A 6,317-nucleotide genomic window follows, 5' to 3' on the forward strand; every position below is an offset into this window, starting at 1 on the left:
CTAGGAACCCGCAGCGCCTGGCGCCATGCACCGCCGGCGGGGGAGGGGCGCCGATGCGGGCCGGGCGTGCCGGTCACGCCTGCGATGTCGACGCGGTGGGGCCGCAGCCCGGCTCGACCCGGCTAGACTCCACACCATGTCTGCTATTTCCACTGATGAGGTCGCACGGGTTGCGGCGCTGGCTCGGGTCGCCCTGAGCGATGAGGAGGTGTCGCGTCTGGCCGGAGAGCTGGACGCGGTCGCCTCCTCCTTCGCCCGGGTCACGAGCGTGGTCACGCCCGACCTGCCGGCGACCTCCCACCCCGTGCCCCTGACCAACGTGCTGCGTGAGGACGTTCCGGCCCCCACGCTCGACGTCGACGAGCTCCTGGCCGGCGCGCCGGCCAGCGAGGACTCCATGTTCCTCGTTCCGCAGATCCTGGGGGAGGACTCCGCCTCATGAGCGCTCACAGCACCAACGCCCTGGCCGACCTCATCAGGAGCAGCGCCGCCGCGCAGGCCGCGGCCCTGGCGGCGGGGGAGGTCTCCTCACGCGAGCTCACCCAGGCCCACCTCGACCGCATCGCCGCCGTCGACGGCGCCGTCGGGGCCTTCCTCGACGTCGATGCCGAGTGCGCCCTGAGCCAAGCCGACGCCGCTGACGCCGCCCGCAAGGAGGGCCAGGTGACCAGCGAGCTGACCGGTGTGCCGGTGGCCGTCAAGGACCTCATCGTCACCCGAGGCCAGGTCACCACCGCCGCCTCACGGATCCTCGAGGGATGGGTGCCGCCCTATGACGCCACCCTCGTGCGCAACCTGCGCGCCGCCCGCACCCCGATCCTGGGCAAGACCAATCTCGACGAGTTCGCCATGGGCGGCTCCACCGAGCACTCGGCCTTCGGCCGCACCGCCAACCCCTGGGACCTGGGCCGCATACCGGGAGGATCCTCGGGTGGCTCGGCCGCGGCCGTGGGCGCCTACGAGGCCCCCGTCGCCGTGGGCACCGACACCGGGGGCTCGATCCGCCAGCCCGCGGCCGTCACCGGCACAGTCGGCGTCAAGCCGACCTACGGCACGGTCTCGCGCTTCGGCGTCATCGCCATGGCCTCCTCCCTCGACACGCCCGGCCCCATGGCCCGCACGGTGCTGGACACCGCTCTGCTGCACGACGTCATCGCCTCCCACGACCCGCTGGACTCGACCTCGCTGCCGGACGCCCCGCGCGACATGGCTGCCGTGGTCCGGGCCGCCCAGGAGGGGAGGGACCTGACCGGACTGCGAGTCGGCGTCATCTCCGAGCTCGACGGCGGAGAGGGCTACCACGACGGCGTCGTGGCCTCCTTCCACGCCGCCCTGGAGCTGCTTGAGGCGGCCGGCGCGCAGGTGGAGACCGTCTCCCTGCCGCACCTGGAGTACGCGCTCGACGCCTACTACCTCATCATGCCCGCCGAGGCCTCCTCCAACCTGGCCCGCTACGACGGGATGCGTTACGGCCTGCGGGTGGAACCGACGTCGGGACCGGTCACCGCCGAGACCGTCATGGCGGCCACCCGCGGGGCGGGCTTCGGTGACGAGGTCAAGCGCCGCATCATCCTGGGCACCCACGTGCTGTCGGCCGGCTACTACGACGCCTATTACGGCTCGGCCCAGAAGGTGCGCACTCTCGTGCAGCGCGACTTCGCCGCCGCCTGGGACAAGGCGGACATCCTCGTCTCGCCCACCGCCCCGGTGACGGCCTACCGCTTCGGGGAGAAGGACGACCCGCTGGCGATGTACAAGCTGGACGTGACCACGATCCCGGCCAACCTCGCGGGGGTCCCCGGCATGAGCCTGCCCTCGGGGCTGAGCGATGACGGGCTTCCGGTGGGCTTCCAGATCCTGGCGCCGCAGAGGGCCGATGACCGCCTGTACCGCGTGGGTGCCGTCCTGGAGGCCGCGCTGGAGGAGACATGGGGGGCGCCGCTGCTGTCGCGTGCGCCCGAGCTGGAGGAGACACGATGAGTGACACGCTGATGGACTTCGACGAGGCCGTTCGCCGCTACGACCCGGTCCTGGGACTCGAGGTGCACGTCGAGCTGGGAACCGCCACCAAGATGTTCGACGCCGCCCCCAACGTCTTCGGCGCTCAGCCCAACACGATGGTGACCCCCACGTCGGTGGGCCTTCCCGGTGCGCTGCCGGTGGTCAACGCCCGCGGCGTGGAGTACGCCATCCGTATCGGCCTGGCCCTGGGCTGTGAGATCGCGCAGTCCTGCCGCTTCGCCCGGAAGAACTACTTCTACCCGGACCTGGCCAAGGACTTCCAGACCTCGCAGTCCGATGAGCCCATCGCCTACGACGGCGCCCTGGAGATCGAGATGGAGGACGGCTCCTTCTTCACCATCCCGATCGAGCGGGCTCACATGGAGGAGGACGCCGGCAAGAACACCCACATCGGGGGTGCCGACGGCCGTATCGAGGGCGCCAGCCACTCCCTGGTGGACTACAACCGCGCCGGCGTGCCGCTGGTGGAGATCGTCACCCGCCCCATCGAGGGCACCGGTGCCAGGGCGCCTCAGGTCGCCGCCGCCTACGTACGCACCCTGCGCGACATCTTCCGGGCCCTGGGCGTCTCCGAGGCGCGTATGGAGCGCGGCAACGTGCGCGCCGATGTCAACGTCTCCCTGCGCGAGTCGCCCGACGCGCCGCTGGGCACCCGCACCGAGACCAAGAACGTCAACACCTTCCGTGGGATCGAGCAGGTCGTCCGCTACGAGATCCAGCGTCAGGCCGCCATCCTGGCCGCCGGGGGAGAGGTGCTTCAGGAGACCCGTCACGGCCAGGCCGACGGCACCACCCGTGCCGGTCGTGTCAAGTCCGACGCCGACGACTATCGCTACTTCCCCGAGCCGGACCTGGTTCCGGTGGCGCCCAGCCGTGAATGGGTCGAGGAGATCCGTGCGGGGTTGCCCGAGATGCCCGCGGCCAAGCGTCGTCGCCTCAAGGCCGAGTGGGGCCTGAGCGACACCGAGATGCGCGACGTCGTCAACGCCGGGGCGCTCGAGCTCATCGAGGCCACCGCGGCAGCGGGGATCACCGGCCAGGCCGCCCGCAAGTGGTGGATGGGTGAGCTCTCCCGCAGGGCCAAGGAGCAGGAGACGGCCCTGGAGGACATGGCCGTCACTCCCGAGCAGATCGCCGAGCTGCAAGGGCTGGTGGACTCCGGTCGCCTGACCGACAAGCTCGCCCGCCAGGTTCTCGAAGGGGTCCTGGCCGGTGAGGGTGATCCTGAGGCCGTGGCCGCCGCTCGCGGGCTCGAGGTCGTCTCCGACGACTCCGCGCTGCTGGCCGCCGTGGACGAGGCCCTGGCCGCCAACCCGGACGTGGCAGACAAGATCCGCGGCGGTAAGGTCCAGGCGGCCGGCGCCATCGTCGGAGCCGTCATGAAGGCGACCCGCGGCCAGGCCGATGCCAAGCGCGTGCGTGAGCTCGTCATGGAGCGCGTGCAGGGCTGAGGCGGGTCTCACCACTCGTCTCCTGAAGCCTCCCTCCGTACAGCTGCCCTCTTGCGTCGAGGCCGACTCGGAGTACTCCGGCCCGTCACCGCTGCATCCAGCCAGTGGTGACGGGCCGGACTGTCCGTTGTCGGCGGTTTCCCTCAGCATCTCCGGTGGCTCGCATCGGTGATGGAGGGGTCGCGCGCAGGGTGAGATTGCTTGCGAAAGCCGCTCGGGATCTCAGCATCCGGTCATAGTAGGACCGTCATCCGAGTGGCTGGCGGTCGGTGAGAGATAGGCTCGGGGTACTGACGTCAAGTCCCGCCCATCCCACGAGGAGTGCCCATGGTTCAGCCCAGTCCCAGTTACACCGTCGCCCTGTACCTCGAGGTACCCGCCTCCCAGAAGGCGGTGGCCCGCCTGGTCGACACTGCCACTGCGACTGGTGCCATCGTCACCGGCGTCGACGTGGCCGATTCCGACGGCGACAAGCTCACCGTCAATCTCACTGCGGACACCCGGGACTCCAAGCACCGCAACGAGCTGGTTGCCAAGTTGGAGGAGATCGACGGCGTCATCGTCCGCAACGTCGGCGACTCGACCTTCCTGACTCACGTCGGAGGCAAGATCGAGATCGCTAGCAAGTACCCGATTCACAACCGTCGTGACCTGGCCCGCGTCTACACCCCCGGAGTGGCCCGCGTCTGCAAGGCCATCTACGACCACCCCGAGCGCGCCCGGATGCTCACCATCAAGAAGAACACGGTCGCCGTCGTCACCGACGGGACCGCGGTCTTGGGGCTGGGGGACATCGGCCCGTCCGCAGCCATGCCCGTCATGGAGGGCAAGGCCGTTCTGTTCAAGCAGTTCGGCAACGTGGACGCCTGGCCGGTGGCCCTGGACACGAAGGACCCCGAGGAGATCATCTCCATCGTCAAGGCCATCGCCCCGGCCTACGGCGGCATCAACCTGGAGGACATCGCCGCCCCCAAGTGCTTCGACATCGAGGCCCGCCTGCGCGAGGAGCTCGACATCCCGGTCTTCCACGACGACCAGCACGGTACCGCCATCGTGACCCTGGCGGCCCTCATCAACGCTCTGAAGATCGTGGGCAAGAAGATCGAGGACGTGCGCATCGTCCTGTCCGGTGTCGGTGCGGCCGGCAGCGCCATTGCCAAGCTGCTCATGGCGCACGGCGCCACGGACATCGTCGGCTACGGGCGCACCGGGGCCCTGTCTGCGGCGAACACCGAGGGGATGAACGAGCACCGCAAGTGGCTGGCTGAGAACACCAACCCGCGTCAGGTGACCGGTTCCCTCAAGGAGGGCCTTAAGGGAGCCGACGTCTTCATCGGCGTCTCGTCGGGCAACCTGCTCGAGCCCGAGGACCTGGAGGCCATGAACGACGGCGCCATCGTCTTCGCCATGGCCAACCCGATCCCGGAGGTCGACCCGATCCGCGCGGCCGACTACGCCGCCGTGGTGGCGACCGGACGCTCGGACTTCCCCAACCAGATCAACAATGTGCTGGCCTTCCCCGGACTCTTCCGCGGCCTGCTCGACACAGGCATCACCGACATCTCCACCGAGCTGCTGCGGGCCGCGTCCACCGGCATCGCCTCGGTGATCGCCGATGACGAGATCAGCTCGGTGTACATCATCCCCGGCGCCTTCGACACCCGGGTCGCCGATGCCGTGGCCAAGGCGGTCCGCAAGTTCGCCGAGACGGAGTGAGAAGCATAGGTTCCAGGTGACGTAGCCAGGGGCGTGAGACACCTTCGGGTGTCTCACGCCCCTGGCGGTACTCAGGACCTGGGCTGAGCTCGATCGTCGGTCACGACAACGGAGACATCAGCGCAGCCAGGAGTCGCCGACCAGGCGAGACCACCAGGCGCCCAGCCCCAAGGTGTCGCCGGCCCGAGTCAGGGCGAACAGAATGGCGGACAGGGTCAGAACCCAGTGGAGATCGACCAGGGGGTTGGTCGCGGCGTTCTCGGTGCCTCCGGTTCCGATGGGCCACAGGGCCAGATACAACGGCACCATGAGTGCTGAGGCCGCGAAGGCGCTCACCTTGAGTCCGATGCCCAGAGTCAGGGCGACGCCCACCCCGAGCATCCCGGCCATGAACAGCCAGTCGCTCACCGGGTTGGCCAACAGCTCGAAGGCGCTCCCGAAGGGGCTGTGAACCGCCACGCCCTTGATGAAGCCCTGGGCGGGCTGACCTCCGTTGATCCAGGCCATCTGACGAGGGGTGGAGAATCCAAGGCCGAACGTCTTGTCCAGGAAGGTCCACAGGAAGATGAAACCGACGACGATCCGCAGGGCGGCCAGCACGATGCGAGCCGACGGGCTGGTCACGATGTCGGATCCGGAACGAGGGCGCTTGGCGCCACGAGTGGAAGCAGGCACGGGAGGTGCTCCTTGATGATCGCTGGGGTCCGATGCCGGACACCAGTAGTTGAACAGTAAACTGACTGGCCGATTGTAGACATACCGGACTGCTCGGTGGATACTGACGAACGGCGGGGTGTTGTCGATACGCGGCGATGCGTTCATCGAAACGGTTGGAATGACGGGGAAAAGTCGATGTGTCCTGGATCATGGGCGATCGGTTTGACGTCTGAGGGGTGGACCTGCTTAAAGTACAGCCCGCTGCCGGACGGCTCGGGCCTTGCTTGAGACCTTCCAGCGGCGAACTCACTACAACAGAACGTCGATCGGTGTGACCGGGAACAATGCTCCTGAGGTTGACGTCGAACCGACAAATGTTCTAGAGTAGCGGAGTTGCTCGCCAGAGCGAAGTTGAGTCAAAAGGCTTGATTGAGTTCCGGCTGGGTGTGTTGTTTGAGAACTCGATAGTGT

The 6,317-nt window shown here is 68.2% G+C and carries 5 protein-coding genes; 4 read left to right on the forward strand and 1 reads right to left on the reverse strand.

Annotation, left to right across the window (positions count from 1 at the left end; all coding sequences use genetic code 11):
- Positions 1–136 precede the first annotated feature (136 nt).
- The 4 genes from gatC to HMPREF3165_RS07130 all read left to right on the forward strand — a co-directional run bounded on the left by gatC (position 137) and on the right by HMPREF3165_RS07130 (position 5,189).
- Positions 137–442 (forward strand): Asp-tRNA(Asn)/Glu-tRNA(Gln) amidotransferase subunit GatC, encoded by a 306-nt coding sequence (gene gatC / locus HMPREF3165_RS07115; RefSeq protein WP_003789737.1) that lies wholly within the window; start codon positions 137–139, stop codon positions 440–442.
- Positions 439–1,980: an Asp-tRNA(Asn)/Glu-tRNA(Gln) amidotransferase subunit GatA gene (gene gatA / locus HMPREF3165_RS07120; RefSeq protein WP_070511898.1), complete on the forward strand. Its 1,542-nt coding sequence runs from the start codon at positions 439–441 to the stop codon at positions 1,978–1,980. Before gatC ends, gatA begins: the two co-directional genes overlap by 4 nt.
- On the forward strand, positions 1,977–3,473 hold the full coding sequence (gene gatB, locus HMPREF3165_RS07125) for an Asp-tRNA(Asn)/Glu-tRNA(Gln) amidotransferase subunit GatB (RefSeq protein WP_009405656.1): 1,497 nt from the start codon (positions 1,977–1,979) through the stop codon (positions 3,471–3,473). The genes gatA and gatB overlap by 4 nt, the downstream gene beginning before the upstream one ends.
- 327 nt (positions 3,474–3,800) lie before the next feature.
- Complete coding sequence (locus HMPREF3165_RS07130; protein WP_070511901.1) at positions 3,801–5,189, forward strand: NAD(P)-dependent malic enzyme; 1,389 nt, start codon at positions 3,801–3,803, stop codon at positions 5,187–5,189.
- A gap of 117 nt (positions 5,190–5,306) precedes the next feature.
- Here HMPREF3165_RS07130 and HMPREF3165_RS07135 read toward each other — a convergent pair whose 3' ends face one another.
- Positions 5,307–5,864 (reverse strand): DoxX family protein, encoded by a 558-nt coding sequence (locus HMPREF3165_RS07135; protein WP_070511904.1) that lies wholly within the window; start codon positions 5,862–5,864, stop codon positions 5,307–5,309.
- Positions 5,865–6,317: the final 453 nt, after the last annotated feature.

Origin of the sequence: Actinomyces sp. HMSC08A09, assembly GCF_001807465.1 — a bacterium.
Lineage (GTDB): Bacteria > Actinomycetota > Actinomycetes > Actinomycetales > Actinomycetaceae > Actinomyces > Actinomyces oris.

Bases quoted from the DNA above. Each gene is read 5' to 3' on its own strand.
- gatC (WP_003789737.1), top strand. From the start codon at position 137: ATGTCTGCTATTTCCACTGATGAGGTCGCACGGGTTGCGGCGCTGGCT.
- gatA (WP_070511898.1), top strand. From the start codon at position 439: ATGAGCGCTCACAGCACCAACGCCCTGGCCGACCTCATCAGGAGCAGC.
- gatB (WP_009405656.1), top strand. From the start codon at position 1,977: ATGAGTGACACGCTGATGGACTTCGACGAGGCCGTTCGCCGCTACGAC.
- HMPREF3165_RS07130 (WP_070511901.1), top strand. From the start codon at position 3,801: ATGGTTCAGCCCAGTCCCAGTTACACCGTCGCCCTGTACCTCGAGGTA.